Origin of the sequence: Pseudomonas sp. LAIL14HWK12:I7 (assembly GCF_000483465.1) — a bacterium.
Taxonomy (GTDB): Bacteria; Pseudomonadota; Gammaproteobacteria; order Pseudomonadales; family Pseudomonadaceae; genus Aquipseudomonas; species Aquipseudomonas kermanshahensis.
In genome coordinates this window covers 23526-41109 of record NZ_AXYZ01000017.1, presented here as the reverse complement: position 1 = coordinate 41109, position 17584 = coordinate 23526, and the positions used below count along the sequence as shown (strand labels likewise).

General features: G+C 61.8%; 13 protein-coding genes. 3 read left to right on the top strand and 10 right to left on the bottom strand.

Going from position 1 to position 17584, the window contains the following annotated elements; all coding sequences use genetic code 11:
• Positions 1–53 precede the first annotated feature (53 nt).
• Both pnp and D886_RS0116840 read left to right on the top strand, forming a co-directional pair.
• Positions 54–2159, top strand: coding sequence for a polyribonucleotide nucleotidyltransferase (gene pnp / locus D886_RS0116845; protein WP_027595020.1), 2106 nt, complete (start codon positions 54–56; stop codon positions 2157–2159).
• Between the two features lie 263 nt (positions 2160–2422).
• The gene (locus D886_RS0116840) at positions 2423–2773 is read left to right on the top strand and encodes a BON domain-containing protein (protein ID WP_012274238.1); all 351 of its coding nucleotides are present in this window, start codon (positions 2423–2425) and stop codon (positions 2771–2773) included.
• Positions 2774–2853: 80 nt separating this feature from the next.
• Here D886_RS0116840 and D886_RS0116835 read toward each other — a convergent pair whose 3' ends face one another.
• Positions 2854–3156: a putative quinol monooxygenase gene (locus D886_RS0116835; RefSeq protein WP_027595019.1), complete on the bottom strand. Its 303-nt coding sequence runs from the start codon at positions 3154–3156 to the stop codon at positions 2854–2856.
• Between the two features lie 60 nt (positions 3157–3216).
• Between D886_RS0116835 and D886_RS0116830 the strand changes: the two genes are divergently transcribed.
• The gene (locus D886_RS0116830; protein WP_027595018.1) at positions 3217–3630 is read left to right on the top strand and encodes a VOC family protein; all 414 of its coding nucleotides are present in this window, start codon (positions 3217–3219) and stop codon (positions 3628–3630) included.
• A gap of 129 nt (positions 3631–3759) precedes the next feature.
• On the opposite strand, the gene D886_RS0116825 is transcribed toward D886_RS0116830, so the two are convergent.
• The 9 genes from D886_RS0116825 to D886_RS0116785 all read right to left on the bottom strand — a co-directional run bounded on the left by D886_RS0116825 (position 3760) and on the right by D886_RS0116785 (position 17582).
• Positions 3760–6690, bottom strand: a complete 2931-nt coding sequence (locus tag D886_RS0116825) for a DUF748 domain-containing protein (RefSeq protein ID WP_027595017.1) — start codon at positions 6688–6690, stop codon at positions 3760–3762.
• Positions 6691–6768: 78 nt separating this feature from the next.
• Positions 6769–7638 carry an oxygenase MpaB family protein gene (locus D886_RS0116820; protein WP_027595016.1) on the bottom strand — a complete coding sequence of 290 codons (870 nt, stop codon included), beginning with the start codon at positions 7636–7638 and terminating at the stop codon, positions 6769–6771.
• A 41-nt stretch (positions 7639–7679) separates the two neighbouring features.
• The gene (gene acs, locus D886_RS0116815) at positions 7680–9614 is read right to left on the bottom strand and encodes an acetate--CoA ligase (RefSeq protein WP_027595015.1); all 1935 of its coding nucleotides are present in this window, start codon (positions 9612–9614) and stop codon (positions 7680–7682) included.
• 137 nt (positions 9615–9751) lie between these two features.
• On the bottom strand, positions 9752–11416 hold the full coding sequence (gene pgi, locus D886_RS0116810; protein ID WP_027595014.1) for a glucose-6-phosphate isomerase: 1665 nt from the start codon (positions 11414–11416) through the stop codon (positions 9752–9754).
• A 143-nt stretch (positions 11417–11559) separates the two neighbouring features.
• Positions 11560–12423: a pantoate--beta-alanine ligase gene (gene panC, locus D886_RS0116805; protein WP_027595013.1), complete on the bottom strand. Its 864-nt coding sequence runs from the start codon at positions 12421–12423 to the stop codon at positions 11560–11562.
• Positions 12420–13220 carry a 3-methyl-2-oxobutanoate hydroxymethyltransferase gene (panB, locus tag D886_RS0116800; protein ID WP_027595012.1) on the bottom strand — a complete coding sequence of 267 codons (801 nt, stop codon included), beginning with the start codon at positions 13218–13220 and terminating at the stop codon, positions 12420–12422. Before panB ends, panC begins: the two co-directional genes overlap by 4 nt.
• Before the next feature lie 250 nt (positions 13221–13470).
• Entirely contained in the window at positions 13471–13950 is a 480-nt protein-coding gene (gene folK / locus D886_RS0116795; protein WP_027595011.1) for a 2-amino-4-hydroxy-6-hydroxymethyldihydropteridine diphosphokinase, read from the bottom strand.
• Complete coding sequence (locus D886_RS0116790; RefSeq protein WP_027595010.1) at positions 13947–15335, bottom strand: polynucleotide adenylyltransferase PcnB; 1389 nt, start codon at positions 15333–15335, stop codon at positions 13947–13949. Before D886_RS0116790 ends, folK begins: the two co-directional genes overlap by 4 nt.
• Before the next feature lie 807 nt (positions 15336–16142).
• Positions 16143–17582 carry a sigma-54 dependent transcriptional regulator gene (locus D886_RS0116785; RefSeq protein WP_027595009.1) on the bottom strand — a complete coding sequence of 480 codons (1440 nt, stop codon included), beginning with the start codon at positions 17580–17582 and terminating at the stop codon, positions 16143–16145.
• Positions 17583–17584: the final 2 nt, after the last annotated feature.

Here is a 17584-nt window from a genome sequence, read left to right as displayed (position 1 = left end):
AAGAATTCGCAAGAAACCAGTTCCCCCAAGAGCCACTGAAAAGGTAGGAAACCGTGAACCCGGTAATCAAGACATTCCAGTTCGGTCAATCGACCGTTACTCTCGAAACGGGCCGTATTGCCCGTCAGGCCACCGGCGCAGTGCTGGTCACTGTAGACAACGACGTCACCGTGCTGGTGACCGTGGTCGGTGCCAAGCAAGCCGATCCAGGCAAGGGTTTCTTCCCTCTGTCGGTCCACTACCAGGAAAAGACCTACGCCGCCGGCAAGATCCCAGGTGGTTTCTTCAAGCGTGAAGGCCGTCCTTCCGAGAAAGAGACCCTGACCTCGCGCCTGATCGACCGTCCGATCCGTCCGCTGTTCCCTGAAGGCTTCATGAACGAAGTCCAGGTCGTCTGCACCGTGGTTTCCACCAGCAAGAAGACCGATCCGGACATCGCTGCGATGATCGGTACCTCGGCTGCCCTGGCAATCTCCGGCATTCCGTTCGAAGGCCCGATCGGCGCCGCCCGCGTTGCTTTCCACGAAAGCACCGGCTACCTGCTGAACCCGACCTACGAGCAGCTGGCTGCCTCGAGCCTGGACATGGTCGTTGCCGGTACCTCCGACGCCGTTCTGATGGTTGAATCGGAAGCCCAAGAGCTGACCGAAGACCAGATGTTGGGCGCTGTTCTGTTCGCCCACGACGAATTCCAGGCTGTTATCCAGGCTGTCAAAGAGCTGGCCGCCGAAGCTGCCAAGCCGACCTGGGACTGGAAACCTGCCGTTGCCAACACCGAGCTGTTCAACGCCATCCGCGCTGAATTCGGCGAGGCTGTTTCGCAGGGCTACACCATCACCGTCAAGGCCGACCGCTACGCGCGCCTGGGCGAGCTGCGCGATCAGGCGATCGCCAAGTTCTCCGGTGAAGAAGGCCAGCCATCGGCTTCCGAAGTCAAAGAAATCTTCGGCGAAATCGAATACCGCACCGTTCGCGAGAACATCGTCAACGGCAAGCCGCGTATCGATGGCCGTGACACCAAGACCGTTCGCCCGCTGAACATCGAAGTCGGCGTCCTGCCGAAGACTCACGGTTCGGCGCTGTTCACCCGTGGCGAAACCCAGGCCCTGGTTGTTGCGACCCTGGGTACTGCCCGCGACGCCCAGCTGCTGGACACCCTCGAAGGCGAGAAGAAAGACCCCTTCATGCTGCACTACAACTTCCCGCCGTTCTCGGTTGGCGAGTGTGGTCGTATGGGCGGTGCTGGCCGTCGCGAAATCGGCCACGGCCGTCTGGCCCGTCGCTCGGTCCAGGCCATGCTGCCTGCCGCTGACGTGTTCCCGTACACCATCCGTGTGGTTTCGGAAATCACCGAGTCCAACGGTTCCAGCTCGATGGCTTCGGTCTGCGGTGCTTCCCTGGCACTGATGGACGCAGGTGTGCCGATGAAGGCGCCGGTTGCCGGTATCGCCATGGGCCTGGTCAAGGAAGGCGAGAAATTCGCGGTCCTGACCGACATCCTCGGTGACGAAGACCACCTGGGCGACATGGACTTCAAGGTTGCCGGTACCGCCAAAGGCGTTACTGCACTGCAGATGGACATCAAGATCAACGGCATCACCGAAGAGATCATGGAAATCGCCCTGGGCCAAGCCCTGGAAGCGCGCCTGAACATCCTCGGTCAGATGAACCAGATCATCGGCCAGTCGCGTACCGAGCTGTCGGCCAACGCTCCGACCATGATCGCGATGAAGATCGACACCGACAAGATCCGTGACGTCATCGGCAAAGGCGGCGCCACCATTCGCGCCATCTGCGAAGAGACCAAGGCTTCGATCGACATCGAAGACGACGGCTCAATCAAGATCTTCGGCGAAACCAAGGAAGCAGCTGAAGCAGCCCGTCAGCGCATCCTGGGCATCACTGCAGAAGCCGAAATCGGCAAGATCTATGTGGGTAAGGTCGAGCGCATCGTTGACTTCGGTGCCTTCGTCAACATCCTGCCTGGCAAAGATGGCCTGGTGCACATCTCCATGCTGAGCGATGCTCGCGTCGAGAAAGTCACCGACATTCTGAAAGAAGGTCAGGAAGTCGAAGTGCTGGTACTGGACGTGGACAACCGCGGCCGTATCAAGCTGTCGATCAAAGACGTTGCCGCGGCCAAGGCCTCCGGCGTCTAAGCGACTGACGCGCAATAGAAAAAAGAGCCCTTCGGGGCTCTTTTTTTTCGCCTGACGGGAACCTTTTGTACAGTTGCATCTTGCACGCAGGTTTACCTCGCAGGTTGCAAAATGCACGACTCATGCAACTGGATTAAAATGCTAAGTCATTGATTTATAAGTGTTTAAGCGAAAAGGAAAAGCTGGCACAGCACATGCAACTACCTTCATACCTGCAGCCAGGAACAACGGCGCAGACCTTTCGAAAAACAGGAGTGACTCACATGAAGAAGTTCGCCATTGCTGCCGCTACTGCTACCGCTCTGACCCTGACCATGGCTAATGCGGCATTTGCCCAACAGTCCACCCAGGCCCCTATGACGCTGGCGGCCGGTGAGGTGACCAAAGCCAAGGAAGCTACTTCCGATACTTGGATCACCACCAAGGTGAAGGCTGACCTGATGACCGAGAAAGGTGTACCTGGCAGCGACATCAAGGTTGAAACCAACAAAGGTGTCGTTTCGCTGTCCTCTGATGTGGCAGTGACTGACGCGCAGAAAGAGATGGCAGTTGCCATCGCCAAGAAGATCAAAGGTGTTCAGGCCGTTTCGGCTGATGGCCTGAAGTCCGAATAAGGGACGTCCCGTCGGCCAAAAGGATTTGGCCACCAACACAAAAAGCCTCGGCAACGTGCCGGGGCTTTTCTTTGGCTGCTTCAAAAGCCCGGGTTGCGGGCGATTACATCGCTTTCGAAGCAGTCCTGCTCGGCGATCAAGGGCTCAACCAGTGGGCGGCTGTCGCGAAAGTGTGCCGTCTGGGTGTGTGCTTCATAGGCGGCGTCGTCCTGGTAGATCTCGTAGAGGTAGATGACCTCGGGGTCTAGGCGGTCCTGGGAGACGTCGAATACCAGGCACCCTGGCTCGTTGGCCACTGATGCAGCGGCATTGACCTTGATGGCCGTCAGAAAAGCCTCGGCGCAACCGGGCTTCACGCGTGTCTTGATAAACAGGCTATACACATGGCACTCCTTTTGTTTTACATTCCGTTTTGAATTGTATACAAAAAAGGAGTCGCGCCAATGTCTGAATTGCCTGAACGCCCTGGTCGCTTGAACGGCTTGCGCCACATTGCCTTGTTGGTACCCAACCTTGAGGAGTGCGAGCGCTTTTACGTCGACGTGCTGGGCATGGAGGTGCTCAACCGCGCCAATGAAGACCTGGTCTACCTGACCTGCGGTAACGACAACCTGTCATTGGGGCGCGGCGCCGGGGCCGCTAATGGCTTGCAGACGCTCGATCACTACGGCTTCATCGTCGACAGCGTGGAGGAGCTGGAGGCTTGGTACCAGTACTTCAAGGCGCACGGGGTGACCCTGCTGGACCGCCCGTTCAACCACGGTGACGGGGCGCGCAGCTTCCATTTGCTGGACCCGGCGGGGAACAAGGTGCAACCGCTGTATCACCCGGCAGTGTCGGGGCAGCGGCTGGTTTGAATGCATGGCCTTGGGTTGACTGTACTGGCCTCTTCGCGGGTAAACCCGCTCCCACCCGAACTGTGTAGCCTCCAAATCTAGCGCTGCACCTGTGGGAGCGGGTTTACCCGCGAAGGGGCGAGCACTGGCTCATTCGGCATCCAGGTGCATCGGTGTAATTACCCGGCCATCACTCTCGGCCTTGCCCAAGGTCGTGTCGATGAAGTACACCCGGTCATCTTCCAGCTTGCCTTTGTCCACCAGGTAGTCCTTGATGCTGCTGGCCCGCTCCTGGCCCAGCGTGCGTAGCAACGCGGCACTTTCGGCCCAGGACTTGATCACCGCCTCGCGCAACTTGGCAGTGCGCTCGTCGCGGCCAAGCTGTTCCCACTCGGCCGGTGGTTGCTGCTTCAGGCGGGTGCGGTAGATGCCTTCGAGCATCGCCGGCTTGTCGCTGTCGTCGACCACCAGCATCGAAGCATTGGCAGGCACCTTGTCGCCACGACGTTGCAGGATCTTGTACCAGGTGGCCTGGTATTCGCGGTCCAGGCGCTGCTGGGCGATCAGCGGGCCGTCGCTGCTCTGCGCACTGGTGCCTTCGATTTCCAGACGCAGTTCCGGACGCTCTTTGAGCGCCGAGGCCAGTTTGTCCAGGGAGGACTGGGCATCGCCCGTGAGCTCACTCGAGCCCGGGGCGAACGCGACAGTGCCAAGGTCTTCGGAGCCTCCGCCAGCAATCAGCCCGCCGATAAACTTGAAGGGTGCCTGGGCCGCGCGCAGCACCAGGTTGCGCAGGGTTTGCCAGACGATCGGCATGACGCTGAACTGCGGGTTGTTGAGGTCACCGGTCACCGGCAACTCGATGGAAATCTTGCCCTCGGTGTCCTTGAGCAGCGCGACCGCCAGGCGGATCGGCAGGTCCACGGCATCTGGGCTGTCGACCTTCTCGCCCAACTGCAGTTGCTCAACCACCACTTTGTTCTCGGCCTTGAGCTGGCCGTTGGTGATCAAGTAATGCAGGTCGAGGTTGAGCCGCCCCTTGCGGATACGGAAGCCCGCGAACTTGCCGGAGTAGGGCGTCAGCGTGGTCAGTTCGACCCGCTTGAAGCTGGTGGCGATATCCAGGCTGGCCAGCGGGTTGAACGGGTTGAGCGCGCCTTTGATGGTGACCGGCGCATAGCGGTCGACCTTGCCCTTGATGTCCACCTTGGCCGGGTTCGGCTTGCGGTTGTCGATGGTGCCGATCTGGCCGTTGAGCTGCTGCACGGCGGTGGCGAAGTTGGGCGTAAGGGACAGGTCGGCGAAGTTGGCCGAGCCGTCATTGATATCGATCTGGCCAATATGGATGCCCAATGGCTTGTCGCTGCTGGCCGGTTTCGCGGCTTTGGCTGCCGGCGCATCGGCCGGCTGCGGGATTAGCAGGTCGTTGACGTTGGTGGTGCGGTCTTCGTTGATGATGAAGCGGGCATAGGGCTGCAGCAAGGTCACCTTGTCGATTGACAGGGCATCACCGTGCACATAGGACAGGCCATCGACGTTTACCTGCTGCCATTTCACGAAGTCGCGGCTCTTGATCGTGTCGAGGGTATGCAACTGGTTGACCTGGGCCTTGCCGGTGACGTTGAAGGCCAGTGGCTCGGTGCTTTTCAGGTCGACCTTGAGGTCGCTGGCAAGCATGCCGCTGCGCAGCTCCAGCAGAATGAACGGGCTGATGTAGGCCTGGGCCACACGCAGGTCGATGTCGCGTGTGCTGACATCCAGCTTGGCCCAGACAGGCGCCAGATTCACTTGGCCGGCAGCCTGCAATTTGCCTTGTTTGCCCACACCGGTGTCGAGTTTGAGCGTGAAAGGCGACTGGTTGAGGCTGTCGAAGCCTTGCAGGTCGACATTGAGCGGGCCGACATCCAGTGCCACCGGTTCTTTCTGGCTACGGTCTGCCAGGTGCACGTTGTAGTTGCGCAGCTGGACGTCCTTGAGCAGCACTTGCCACGGCTTGCTCGGCGCTTGGGCGGCTTTTTCTGCAGGCGTAGGTTCGGCGGCGGCGGGCTCGGCCTTTTCTTTCGGCGTGGCCTTGGCCGGTTGGCTGGCGAACAGCTTCTGCCAGTCGAGCTGGCCGTCTTTTTCCAACGCGGCCCAGGTTTCGAGCTTGTCGCTGCGAATCTTGCCGACGATGACTTTTTGCTTGGCCAGGTCGATAGAGGTGTCACTGACCTCCAGGTTGGCCAGGCGTACCAGTTGGCGGCCATCCGGAGCCTTGATGGCGAACGGCGCCACTTTTACCGAGGTGTTGTTCAGCAGCAGCTCGGTCTCTTTGGACAGGTTGAAGGTGTAATGAGTGTCGAGGCTGATGACGCCTTCTTCCAGCACCAGTGGCACGGCGTCACGCACATACGGCCAGAACGCCTTCATCTTGCCGTCGGTGACCTTCAGGGTGCCTTCGGAAGCAATGGGCGACAGGCTGAGGGTGCCACTCCAGTCGATCTGCCCGCCGTACGGGCCCTTCGCTACCAGGGTCATGTCGGCATTGTCGTCCGGGAGCGTGCTGAGGTTTTTCAGCTCCAGGTTCATGTTGTCGTACAGAAACTCGATCGGCTCGCTCGGGCGCTCGTCCTGGAAGTGCAGGTAACCTTCCTTGAGCTTGATGCTGCCGATGCGCAGCGGGAATGGGTCGCTGGGCGGCTGCTCGGGCTTGGCTTCGCTGGGCGGCAGCTTGAACAACTGGGTCAGGTTGAGCTGCCCGCCCTTGGCGAACAGCACTTCGCTGCGCGGTTTGTCGAGCTCCACCGCCGTCAGGTGCACCGCACCCTTCCACACGCTGTCGAGCGCAAGGTTGGCATAGAGCCGCTCGAAGCCGACCTGTTCCTTGCCAGGTTCGCCAATTTGCAGGCCCCACAGCGTCAGTTCGAGGCTGAAGGGGTTGAGCTCGATGCGCTGCAGGTGAGCAGGCACGGTGGCATATTGCGCCAATTGCTGATTGGCAATGCGCAGTGCGACACCGGGGAGAATGAGGAAGCCGAGCAGGCTGTAGAGGGCTACGAGAGCCACCATGGCGCCGAGGGCGCGAATCAATCCTTTGTACATGTGTCGCTTCGTCTGTCTAAGCAGGAGTGCTTGGAGTATGGCAGGTTAAATCAGTTCCGCTGAGGCGACCGATTCGCCTCATTCGATACCCATGCGCCGTTTCGCCCGGTGCGCCGAGCCATCGCGCATGGCCCAGCGCAAAACCGGCGCAGTGCGTTGCAGGCCGAGGCGGATCAGGCGCCGCTGCAATGGCCCGTGCTGCAGCCCGAGCATGGCTTGGGCCCAGTCGGGCAGCAGGTCGATGCCGGCGTTCAGCATGAGCTTACCGACAGGTTGTGCCAGGCGGCTGGGCGCCGGGGCGGCAAGCAGGATGTCGACCACCTCATGGCTGCGGGCATCGCACTGCAGCTGCGGGCGCATGTGCCTGAGGTAGTCCTCGACCTGCTGGCAGGAGCGCGGCACATCGCGCGCGCCCAGGCGTTCGGCGATCAGGGCAATCTCGTTGTAGTAGGCATCCTGCTCGGCGCGGGGCAGGTGCGGGTTGCGGTAACGCAGGTGGGCCGCGAGGAAGCTGCTGACTTCGGCCACATGCACCCAGGTCAGCAACCCCGGGTCGCTGGCGGCATATTGGCGGCCATCGGCGGCGGTGCCGGTGACTTGCAGGTGGATGGTGCGGACTTTTTCGATCAGCCATTCGGCGTCGCGGGTCGAGCCAAAGGTGGTGCCGGAGATGAACTGGCTGGTGCGACGCAAGCGGCCGAGCAGGTCTTGGCGAAAGTTCGAATGGTCCCACACGCCGGCCAACGCCAGCGGGTGCAGCAGTTGCAGCATGAGGGCACTGATACCGCCGACCAGCATGCTTGGGAAATCGCCGTGCACTTGCCAGCTGATGCTCTGCGGGCCAAACAGCCCAGGGTCGCCCTTGGGCGATTCCAGGTCGAGCTGGCCGAGGGCCAGCCCGGTAAGGCTCATGACCTGGGTTTCGATGCGGCGGCGAAGGGCTTCCATGGCGACCTGTCGTTCAGGGCGGCCATGAAAGGGGCCGCCAGCTAGTGGTTGAGACGTGTGTCGATCAAGCCCTGAACCACACTCGGGTCGGCCAGGGTCGAGGTATCGCCCAGGTTTTCCAGCTCGTTGCAGGCGATTTTGCGCAGTATACGCCGCATGATCTTGCCCGAGCGGGTTTTGGGCAGCGCCGGTGCCCACTGGATCAGTTCCGGTTTGGCGAAGCTGCCGATTTCCTTGCTGACCAAGGCCAGCAGTTCGGCCTTGAGCGCGTCGCTGGGGTCGACGCCGTTCATGGGGGTGACGAAGGCATACACACCCTGGCCCTTGAGGTCATGGGGGTAGCCCACCACCGCGGCCTCGGCGACGCTGTCGTGCAACACCAGTGCACTTTCCACTTCGGCGGTGCCGATGCGGTGGCCGGAGACGTTGATCACGTCGTCGATGCGCCCGGTGATCCAGTAGTCGCCGTCGGCATCGCGGCGTGCACCGTCGCCGGTGAAATAGTAGCCGGGCATGGGTTTGAAATAGGTTTCGACCATGCGCTGGTGGTCACCATAGACGCTGCGAATCTGCCCGGGCCAGCTGGCCTTGATGGCCAGCACGCCAGCGCCAGGGCCTTCAATGGGGGTGCCTTTTTCATCCAGCAGCACCGGCTGTACGCCGAACATGGGTTGGGTCGCGCAGCCTGGTTTGAGCCGTTGCGTGCTGGGCAGGGGCGTGAGCATGATGCCGCCGGTTTCGGTCTGCCACCAGGTATCGACGATCGGGCAGCGCTTTTGGCCGACTTCTTCGAAGTACCATTCCCACGCTTCCGGATTGATCGGTTCGCCGACGCTGCCGAGCAGGCGCAGGCTTTTGCGTGAGGTGCTCCGGAGTGGCCCGGAGCCTTCGCGCATCAGGGCGCGCAAGGCCGTTGGCGCGGTGTAGAAGATGTTGACCTGATGCTTGTCGACCACCTGCCAGAAGCGCGAGGTGTCGGGGTAGTTGGGTACCCCTTCGAACATCAGCGAAATCGCGCCATTGGCCAGCGGGCCATAGACGATGTAGCTGTGGCCGGTGACCCAGCCTACATCGGCGGTGCACCAGAACACTTCGCCCTCGCGGTAATCGAACACCACCTTGAAGGTCATGGTGGCCTGCAGCAGGTAGCCGGCAGTGGTGTGCAGGACGCCCTTGGGTTTGCCGGTGCTGCCGGAGGTGTAGAGGATGAACAGTGGGTCTTCGGCTGCCATCGGTTCAGGTGGGCAGTCGTCGCCAGCATGTTCCGTCACCTGGTGATACCAGAGGTCGCGGCCCTCGCTCCAGGCCACATCACCCCCGGTCCGCCGGACAACGAATACGCTGCTGACATTCGGGCAACTGGCCAGGGCCTTGTCGACGTTCAGCTTCAGTGGAATGCGCTTGCCACCGCGGATGCCTTCATCGGCGGTGATCACGGTACGGCAGTCGGCATCAAGGATGCGGTCACGCAGGGCATCGGGCGAGAAGCCGCCGAACACCACCGAGTGCACGGCGCCCAGCCGGGTGCAGGCGAGCATGGCGAAGGCGGCCTCGGGAATCATCGGCATGTAGATACACACCCGGTCGCCTTTCTTCACGCCGCGTGCCTTCAGGGCGTTGGCCAAGCGGCAGACCTGGCGGTGCAGTTCGCGGTAGGTGATGGCTTTGGCGTCTTGCGGGTCGTCGCCCTCCCAGAGCAGGGCAGTCTGTTCACCGCGTGTGGCCAGATGGCGGTCGATGCAGTTGTAGCTCACGTTCAACTGGCCACCGTCGAACCAGCGTGCCTGGCCGGTTTTCAGGTCGCACTGTTGCACGCTCGACCAGGGTTTGATCCAGTCCAGGCGTTTGGCCTGTTCGGCCCAGAAGGTGTCGGGGTCTTCCACCGATTGGCGGTAGAGGCGGCGGTAATCGTCGTCAGTGAGGGCGGCGGACTGGCTGACGGCCAGGGCCTGGGGGTAGTCGCGGATATCGAACATGGCGGGTGGTCCTTGCGCTTGTCGGGGGCGATGGACTGCAACGGCTATTCGATTGGACAGTGTAGCTGGGAGAGGTGTTCAACCTGTGCTGGCCGCTTCGCGGGCATGCCCGCGAAGAAGCCGGCAAAGGCTTCAGATCAACCGCGGTGACGGCCGCGGAAGTAGTTGATCAGGCCCTGGGTAGAGCCATCTTCGGCGCTGTCTTCCTGGCTGCCGACAAGGCGCTGGTAGACACCTTTGCCCAGCTCTTTGCCCAGTTCCACGCCCCATTGGTCAAAGGCGTTGATGCCCCAGATCACGCTCTGCACGAAGACCTTGTGCTCATACATCGCCACCAGTGCGCCCAAGCGGCGTGGGCTGATGCGTTCGACCACCAGGGTGTTGCTCGGGCGGTTGCCCGGGATCACCTTGTGCGGGGCCAGCTTCTCGATGTCGGCTTCGTTCAGGCCTTTGGCGCGCAACTCGGTCTCGGCTTCATCGCGGGTTTTGCCGAGCATCAGCGCCTGGCTCTGCGACAGGCAGTTGGCGTACAGCCACTGATGGTGGTCGGCCACCGGGTTGAAGCTCACCACCGGCACGATGAAGTCAGCAGGAATAAGGTGGGTACCCTGGTGCAGCAACTGGTGGTAGGCGTGCTGGCCGTTACAGCCCACGCCACCCCAGATCACCGGGCCGGTTTCGGTATGCACCGGCGTGCCGTCTTGCAGCACGCTCTTGCCGTTGGACTCCATGTCCAGCTGTTGCAAGTGCTTGGTGATGTTGCGCAGGTAGTGGTCGTACGGCAGGATCGCGTGGCTGCGGGCGCCCCAGAAGTTGCCATACCAGACGCCCAGCAGGGCCAGCAGCACCGGCATGTTCTTGTCGAACGGCGCGGTCTGGAAGTGCTGGTCCATGGTGTAGGCACCCGACAGCAGCTCCTTGAAGTTGGCGGTGCCGATGGCCAGGGCGATCGGCAGGCCGATGGCTGACCACAGCGAATAACGCCCACCCACCCAGTCCCACATCGGGAAGATGTTCTCTTCACGGATACCGAAGGCGACGGCGGCGGCCTTGTTGCTGGAAACGGCGATGAAGTGGCGATACAGCTCTGCTTCCGAGCCGCCCTGGGCCAGGTACCAGGTGCGCGCGGCCATGGCGTTCTTCAGTGTTTCGAGGGTGTTGAACGATTTCGACGAAACAATGAACAGGGTGGTTTCGGCGCGCAGGTTGGCCGACAGTTCGTGGAACTCACTGCCGTCGATGTTCGCCAGGTAATGGCAGCGTACGCCGCGTTGTGCGTAGGGCAGCAGTGCTTCGGAGACCAGTTCCGGGCCGAGGAACGAGCCGCCGATGCCGATGTTGACCACGTCGGTGATCGGCTTTTCGCTGTAACCGCGCCACAGGCCATCGTGAATGCGCCCGACCAGCTCGGTGATCTGGTTGAGCACCTTGTGCACTTCTGGCATCACGTTGACGCCGTTGACGCTGAGCTTGTCGCCCACCGGGCGGCGCAGGGCGGTGTGCAGCACCGGACGGCCTTCGGAGGCGTTGATGATCTCGCCGCTGAACATCGACTTGATCGCATCCTGCAGGCCGACTTCGTTGGCCAGGTTCACCAGCAGGTCGCGGCTTTGCTCGGTGATCAGGTTTTTCGAGTAGTCGAGGAACAGGCCGCAGCTGCTCAGGGAGAACTGATCAAAACGCTTGGCATCGGCGGCGAAGGCTTCACGCATGCTGAAGTCTTGCATGGCGTCGCGGTGTTGCTGAAGCGCCTGCCAGGCGGGCAGGGCCGTCACATCATGGGGAGTACGGTAATACGCCATTGCTCAGGGTTCCTTGGTGCGTTGTGAGGCCTTGGACATTGGCCACGGCTGTCAGTTGCAGGCAGTCATTATAGGCATTGGCGGCGCGGGGGGAATGGGGGCGTGAGGGGTTATGAAGGGGCCGCGAGGCAGCCCCCGAAGGTTTACGCGGTCTTGTCTTCCACGTGCAGGTACAGGTTGTCGATCAACCGGGTGTTACCCAGGTAAGCGGCGGCAATCACCACCAGGTCGCGATCATCGATCATGGCCGGGCGCAGGCTCACGGCATGGCGCACTTCCAGGTAGTCCGGGCGGAACCCGGCGGCGGTCAGTTGCGCCTGGCCGTCGGCCACCAGCGCGGCAAAATCACGCTGGCCACGGCCAATGGCCGCCCCGATGTGCTGCAGGGTGCGGTACAGTGCAGGTGCGGTAACACGCTGCTCGGGGGTGAGGTAACCATTGCGTGACGACAGCGCCAGGCCATCGTCAGCGCGCACGGTCGGCTCACCGATGATCTGGATGGGCATGTTCAGGTCGCGTACCATGGCGCGGATCACTGCCAGCTGCTGGAAGTCTTTTTCGCCGAACACGGCTAGGTCTGGCTGGACCATGTTGAACAGCTTGCTGACCACTGTTGCCACACCCTCGAAATGCCCTGGCCGGCTGGCGCCGCACAGGCCTTCGGAAAGGTGGGGGACGCTGACCCGGGTTTGCACGCTCATGCCGTCGGGGTACATCTCTTCGACGGTTGGTGCGAACAGCAGGTTGCAGCCGGCCTGGAGCAAGCGCTCCTGGTCGGCTGCAAGGGTACGTGGATAGGTGGCGAGGTCTTCGTTGGCGCCGAACTGCAGCGGGTTGACGAAGATACTGGCAACGACAAAGTCGGCCCGCTGGGCGGCCTTGGTCACCAGCGCGGCATGGCCGCTGTGCAGGTTGCCCATGGTCGGCACGAACGCGATGCGCTTGCCTTCGCCACGCGCGCGGCCAACGGCGGCGCGCAGTTCACGGACAGTCTTGACTGTGTTCATGCGCTGAACCCGTGTTCGCTGGCAGGGAAGCTTACGTCCTTGACCGCCGTCACGTAGGCGGCGAGGGCGCTTTCGATGTCCGGCTGGCCGGCCATGAAGTTTTTCACGAACTTCGGCACCCGGCCGCTCAGCGACAGGCCAAGCATGTCGTGCAGGACCAGCACCTGGCCGTCGGTCGCGCTACCGGCGCCAATGCCGATGACCGGAATGCTCACGGCCTGGGTGATTTCTGCCGCCAGTTCGCTTGGTACGCACTCCAGCAGCAGCATGGCCGCGCCGGCCTGTTCCAAGGCAATGGCGTCGGCACGCATCTGCCGCGCCTGGGCTTCCTGACGGCCCTGCACCTTGTAACCGCCCAGCACATTGACGGTTTGTGGGGTCAGGCCCATGTGCGCGCACACCGGCACGCCACGTTCAGCCAGCAGGCGAATGGTCTCGGCCAGCCAGGCAGCGCCTTCGAGCTTGATCATGTGGGCGCCGGCCTGCATCAGCGTGGCGCAGTTGGCAAAGGCCTGTTCGGGGGTGGCGTGGGCCATGAACGGCAGGTCGGCCAGAATCAGCGCGCCATCGTTGCCACGTTTGACGCAGGCAGTGTGGTAGGCCATTTCCTGGGTGGTGACAGGCAGCGTGCTGTCATGGCCCTGCAGGACCATCCCCAGCGAGTCGCCCACCAGCAACACTTCGACACCGGCCTGGCTGGCAACCTTGGCGAAGGTCGCGTCGTAGCAGGTCAGCATGGTGATTTTTTCACCCTTGGCCTTCAGGCCATGCAGGGTGGTCAGGGTTACTTCAGGCATGTAGGAAAATCCTCGTTCAGGCGCTGTTAAAACGACTGCATACAACGCGTGTAGTCATCTTCCGGAGCGGCACATCATCGCGCGTGATGTTCGGGCACAGGTCCGTCCGGGCCTAAATACGGGTATGCGGCACTTGGGTGCCACACGGGACGCCTATAGTCGTGAGCGAGGTGGGGGAAGTCAATCACCCTGTTACCGCATTGTTACGATCAGGGTGTTACTGGCGTTACCGCCGCCTGCAGCGCCCGAATTACAGGCGCTCGAGGCCGACGAACGGGCAGGCACTGATGAGTTGGGCGAGGTCGCGGCCATCGGGCAGGCAGAAGCCTGCGGGCACCAGTTCGGCCAATGGGTAGAGCACGAAGGCGCGGGCGTGCATGTGGTAGTGCGGCACCTGCAAGCGCGGCACGTCGATCAGGTGGTCGCCGAACAGCAGGATATCCAGGTCGAGCGTGCGCGGGCCCCAACGCTCTTTGCGCACACGGCCCTGGTCATTTTCGATGGCCTGCAGGGCATCGAGCAGCGCCAGCGGCTCGAGCGAGGTGTCGAGCGCAGCCACGGCATTGGTGTAGCGCGGCTGGCCAGGCAGCAGCGAGTCACTGGTGAACAGGCTCGAAGTGGCCACCAGGCGGGTGCCGGTGGCCTGGTCGAGCGCCTGGAAAGCGTTCTGCAGTTGTTCTGCAGGCTCGTCCAGGTTGCTGCCCAGGCCGATGTAAGCGCGCGTGGTCACTCGAACGCCTCTTCGCCACCACGCTTACGCTTGCTGGCGCTACGTTTGCGCTTGCGTGGGCCAGCGCCGGTGCCTTCGTCACGGCTGCCCAGCTCGCGAATCATCTCGCGGCGCTCGCTGTCATTGGCATCCTGGTAGTCAGTCCACCATTGGCCGAGGTCGTCGGTTTCTTCACCCGCGCTTTCACGCAGCAGCAGGAAGTCGTAACCGGCACGGAAGCGCGGGTTGTCGAGCAACTGGTCGGCACGTTTGCCGCTGCGACGTGGCAGGCGTTCCTGCATGTCCCAAATTTCGCGGATCGGCAGGGTGAAACGCTTCGGGATGGCAATGCGTGCGCACTGTTCGGCGATCAGGTCGTGAGCTGCGCCGTTCATGGCCGGGATCGGTGGCACACCTTGGTTTTGCAGGTGCAGCACACGGGCCGGCAGGGCGGGCCAGAGCAGCGCAGCGAAGAGGAAGGCTGGGGTGACCGGTTTGCCCTGCTTCACACGCAGATCGGTGTTGTTCAGCGCCTGGCTGATCAAGGTGTGGGTGTAGGTAGGGCGCTCGTCCAGGGCGTGCGCGCTGGCCGGGAACAACGGCTCGAACAGCTGCAGGTCGACCAGCATTTCGAAGGCCATCGCACCTTGGCCGGAGAGGAACAGCTTGAGGCTTTCCTCGAACAGGCGTGCCGGGGGGATTTCGCGCAGCATCGGCGCCAGTTCACGGATCGGCTGGACCGTGTGCTTTTCGATGCCGAAGTCGAGCTTGGCAGCGAAACGCACGGCCCGCAGCATGCGCACCGGGTCTTCCTGGTAGCGATGGGTCGGGTCACCGATCAGGCGCAGCAGGCGGTTACGCACATCGTGCACGCCGTTGGCGTAATCGAGGATGCGTTCGCTGACCGGATCGTAGTAGAGGGCATTGATGGTGAAGTCGCGGCGTTGCGCGTCTTCTTCCAAGGTGCCGTACACGTTGTCACGCAGGATGCGACCACTGGCGTTGTGCGACGAACGGTGGGTATCACCTTGATCGTCTTCCGAGTGGTGGGCGCGGAAAGTGGCGACTTCGATGATCTCACGGCCGAAATGCACGTGGACCAACTTGAAGCGGCGACCAATGATACGCGCGTTGCGGAACTCGGCACGGACCTGTTCAGGGGTGGCGCTGGTGGCGACGTCGAAGTCTTTTGGGGTGATGCCAAGCATCAGGTCGCGGACACAGCCACCGACCAGGTAAGCCTGGTAGCCCGCACTCTGCAGGCGCTCTACGATGTTCACCGCGTGGCGGCTGAACTGGTGGCGTTGCAGCGAGTGTTGGCTCTTGTTGATCACCTCAGGCGTGGTGCGCCTGTGGTGCTGGCCCGGTACGGGAGGGCGGAACGACTGGAACAGCTTCTTCAGCATGGGATGCACTGTTTGAAGGAATGTTCGGCCAAGAATAGGAGAATGGCCGCATGATGGGCGGGGATTCTAGCATTTACTCAAGGAGTGGTGTAGGCGGGTAGCAGGATGCCTGCCAGAAGGGAGAAACGACAAGGGGAGCCTAAGCTCCCCAAGAAGTCGTTGCGTGCTCTTATTATTTTTTTTGCTGGGCTTCTTGTTTTTGTTGAGTGCCCTGTCCACAAATCGCAAAGCTTGTGGACGACCCCTAATCCAGGGGTAAAGAGCAAACGGATTGCTTTGGCCGCTGATGTCACGTTGATCTGTCGATCCAACCAGTTCAGGCGCTGCTTTTTAGTGCAGTTTTTGTTGTTCTCTGCCTGGTCGTGGGGCAAGCCCCAAACACGCATCCTCTCCAAAAGAATCAGTTAGCTGCGCCTCCGCCGTCTTGTTTTTATTGTGCGTGAGCCGTTTCGTCTTGTTCTTATTCTGAGTTGCAGTGCTTGTTATTGTTTTTGTACTAAGCATATAGCAGGTGCCGTGCCAACTTTTCGAAACCCAATGAAATCAAGGGTTTGGAGGATTTCGCAGATTTTTGGCAGGCCGAAAATGGCGGGGTTTCGTTACCGTACACCTCGGGAACTGTTACGCCTGAAAGCTTGGGTAACAGATTTTCGCGGGTACTGATGTGTTACCTAGGGTGTGCGTAGTGGTTTTTGCCGGCCCTTTCGCGGGCAAGCCCGCCCACAGGTTCTTTACCGTTCTCAAAGGCGGTGAAGAACCTGTGGGAGCGGGCTTACCCGCGAAAGGGCCGGTCAGGCCCAAAGCGTGTTACTCGCTGGTGGCGTTGCTCTTGCGTCGCGGGATACCCAGGCGCTGGCGGCGTTCCCACAGGCATTTGCGGCTGACGCCAAGCTTGCGGGCAAGCTCGGTCTCGGTCATGTGGTCCTGGTGTTCGAGCACGAAGTGCTGGAAGTAATCCTCCAGCGACAAGTCCTCGGTAGGCTCATGGCTGGCATTGCCCGCACTGGCCACGGCCAGGGCGTTGTCGAGGATGTCGTCGTCTTCCAGGTCGCTCAGCTCGATGTCGATACCCAGCAGGTCGGCGGAAATTTCTGCGCTCTCGCTCAGAATCACCGCACGCTCCACGGCGTTTTCCAGCTCGCGCACGTTACCCGGCCAGCTGTAATGACGAATCGCTTGCTCGGCATCGGCGGAAAAATGCAGGTCATCCCGGCCAATCCGTGCGCTCTGGCGGGCCAGGAAGGCACTGGCGATCTCGTTGACGTCGCTGCCGCGCTCGCGCAGGGCAGGCAACTTCAGGGCGATAACGTGCAGGCGGTAATAAAGGTCTTCACGGAACTGGCCGGCCTTGGCCAGGTTTTTCAGGTCGCGGTGGGTGGCCGCAATCAGGCGCACATCGACCTTCTGCGATTGCACCGAGCCCACCCGGCGGATTTCGCCTTCCTGCAACACGCGCAACAGGCGCGCCTGGGCTTCGAGGGGCAATTCGCCGATTTCGTCGAGGAACAAGGTGCCGCCGTCCGCCGCTTCGACCAGCCCGGCGCGCCCTGCGCTGGCGCCGGTGAAGGCACCTTTTTCGTGACCGAACAACTCGGACTCGATCAGCGTCTCCGGGATGGCCGCGCAGTTCACTGAGATCATCGGTGCCTTGGCCCGGCGTGACAGGTTGTGCAGGGCACGGGCGACCAGCTCTTTACCGGTACCCGATTCGCCCTGGATCAGGACATTGGAATCGGTCGGTGCGACTTTGCGGATCTTGCTGTACATGTCCTGCATGGGCGGGCACGAGCCGATGATGCCGATCTCGCCATTGGCAGACGCGCTATTGCCTTTGTCGGCCGCGGCCGCCTTGCCGTTGCCCCGCGGTTCTGCAGCCGGTGCGGCAGCAGGCGCGTTTTGCCGGTCGCGCAGGATGCGCGCCACGGCCTGGAGCATCTCGTCGTGGTCGAAGGGCTTGGCGATGTAGTCCACCGCGCCCATTTTCATCGAGTCCACCGCCGAGCGCAGGCTGGCGTAGCTGGTCATGATCAGCACCGGGGTGCCCTGGCCAAGCTTGATCAGCTCGGTGCCAGGCGCGCCTGGCAGGCGCAGGTCGCTGACGATCAGGTCGAAGGTGGCAATGCTGAAGCGTTCCTGGGCTTCCTGCACCGAGCCGGCTTCGCTGACTTGGTACTGGTTCCGCTCGAGCAGGCGACGCAGGGCCGAGCGGATGATGGTTTCGTCTTCGACGATCAGAATATGCGGCATTG

Bases quoted from the DNA above. Each gene is read 5' to 3' on its own strand.
- D886_RS0116840 (WP_012274238.1), top strand. From the start codon at position 2,423: ATGAAGAAGTTCGCCATTGCTGCCGCTACTGCTACCGCTCTGACCCTG.
- D886_RS0116830 (WP_027595018.1), top strand. From the start codon at position 3,217: ATGTCTGAATTGCCTGAACGCCCTGGTCGCTTGAACGGCTTGCGCCAC.
- D886_RS0116820 (WP_027595016.1), bottom strand. From the start codon at position 7,638: ATGGAAGCCCTTCGCCGCCGCATCGAAACCCAGGTCATGAGCCTTACC.
- pgi (WP_027595014.1), bottom strand. From the start codon at position 11,416: ATGGCGTATTACCGTACTCCCCATGATGTGACGGCCCTGCCCGCCTGG.
- panC (WP_027595013.1), bottom strand. From the start codon at position 12,423: ATGAACACAGTCAAGACTGTCCGTGAACTGCGCGCCGCCGTTGGCCGC.
- panB (WP_027595012.1), bottom strand. From the start codon at position 13,220: ATGCCTGAAGTAACCCTGACCACCCTGCATGGCCTGAAGGCCAAGGGT.
- D886_RS0116790 (WP_027595010.1), bottom strand. From the start codon at position 15,335: ATGCTGAAGAAGCTGTTCCAGTCGTTCCGCCCTCCCGTACCGGGCCAG.
- D886_RS0116785 (WP_027595009.1), bottom strand. From the start codon at position 17,582: ATGCCGCATATTCTGATCGTCGAAGACGAAACCATCATCCGCTCGGCC.
- acs (WP_027595015.1), bottom strand. From the start codon at position 9,614: ATGTTCGATATCCGCGACTACCCCCAGGCCCTGGCCGTCAGCCAGTCC.
- D886_RS0116825 (WP_027595017.1), bottom strand. From the start codon at position 6,690: ATGTACAAAGGATTGATTCGCGCCCTCGGCGCCATGGTGGCTCTCGTA.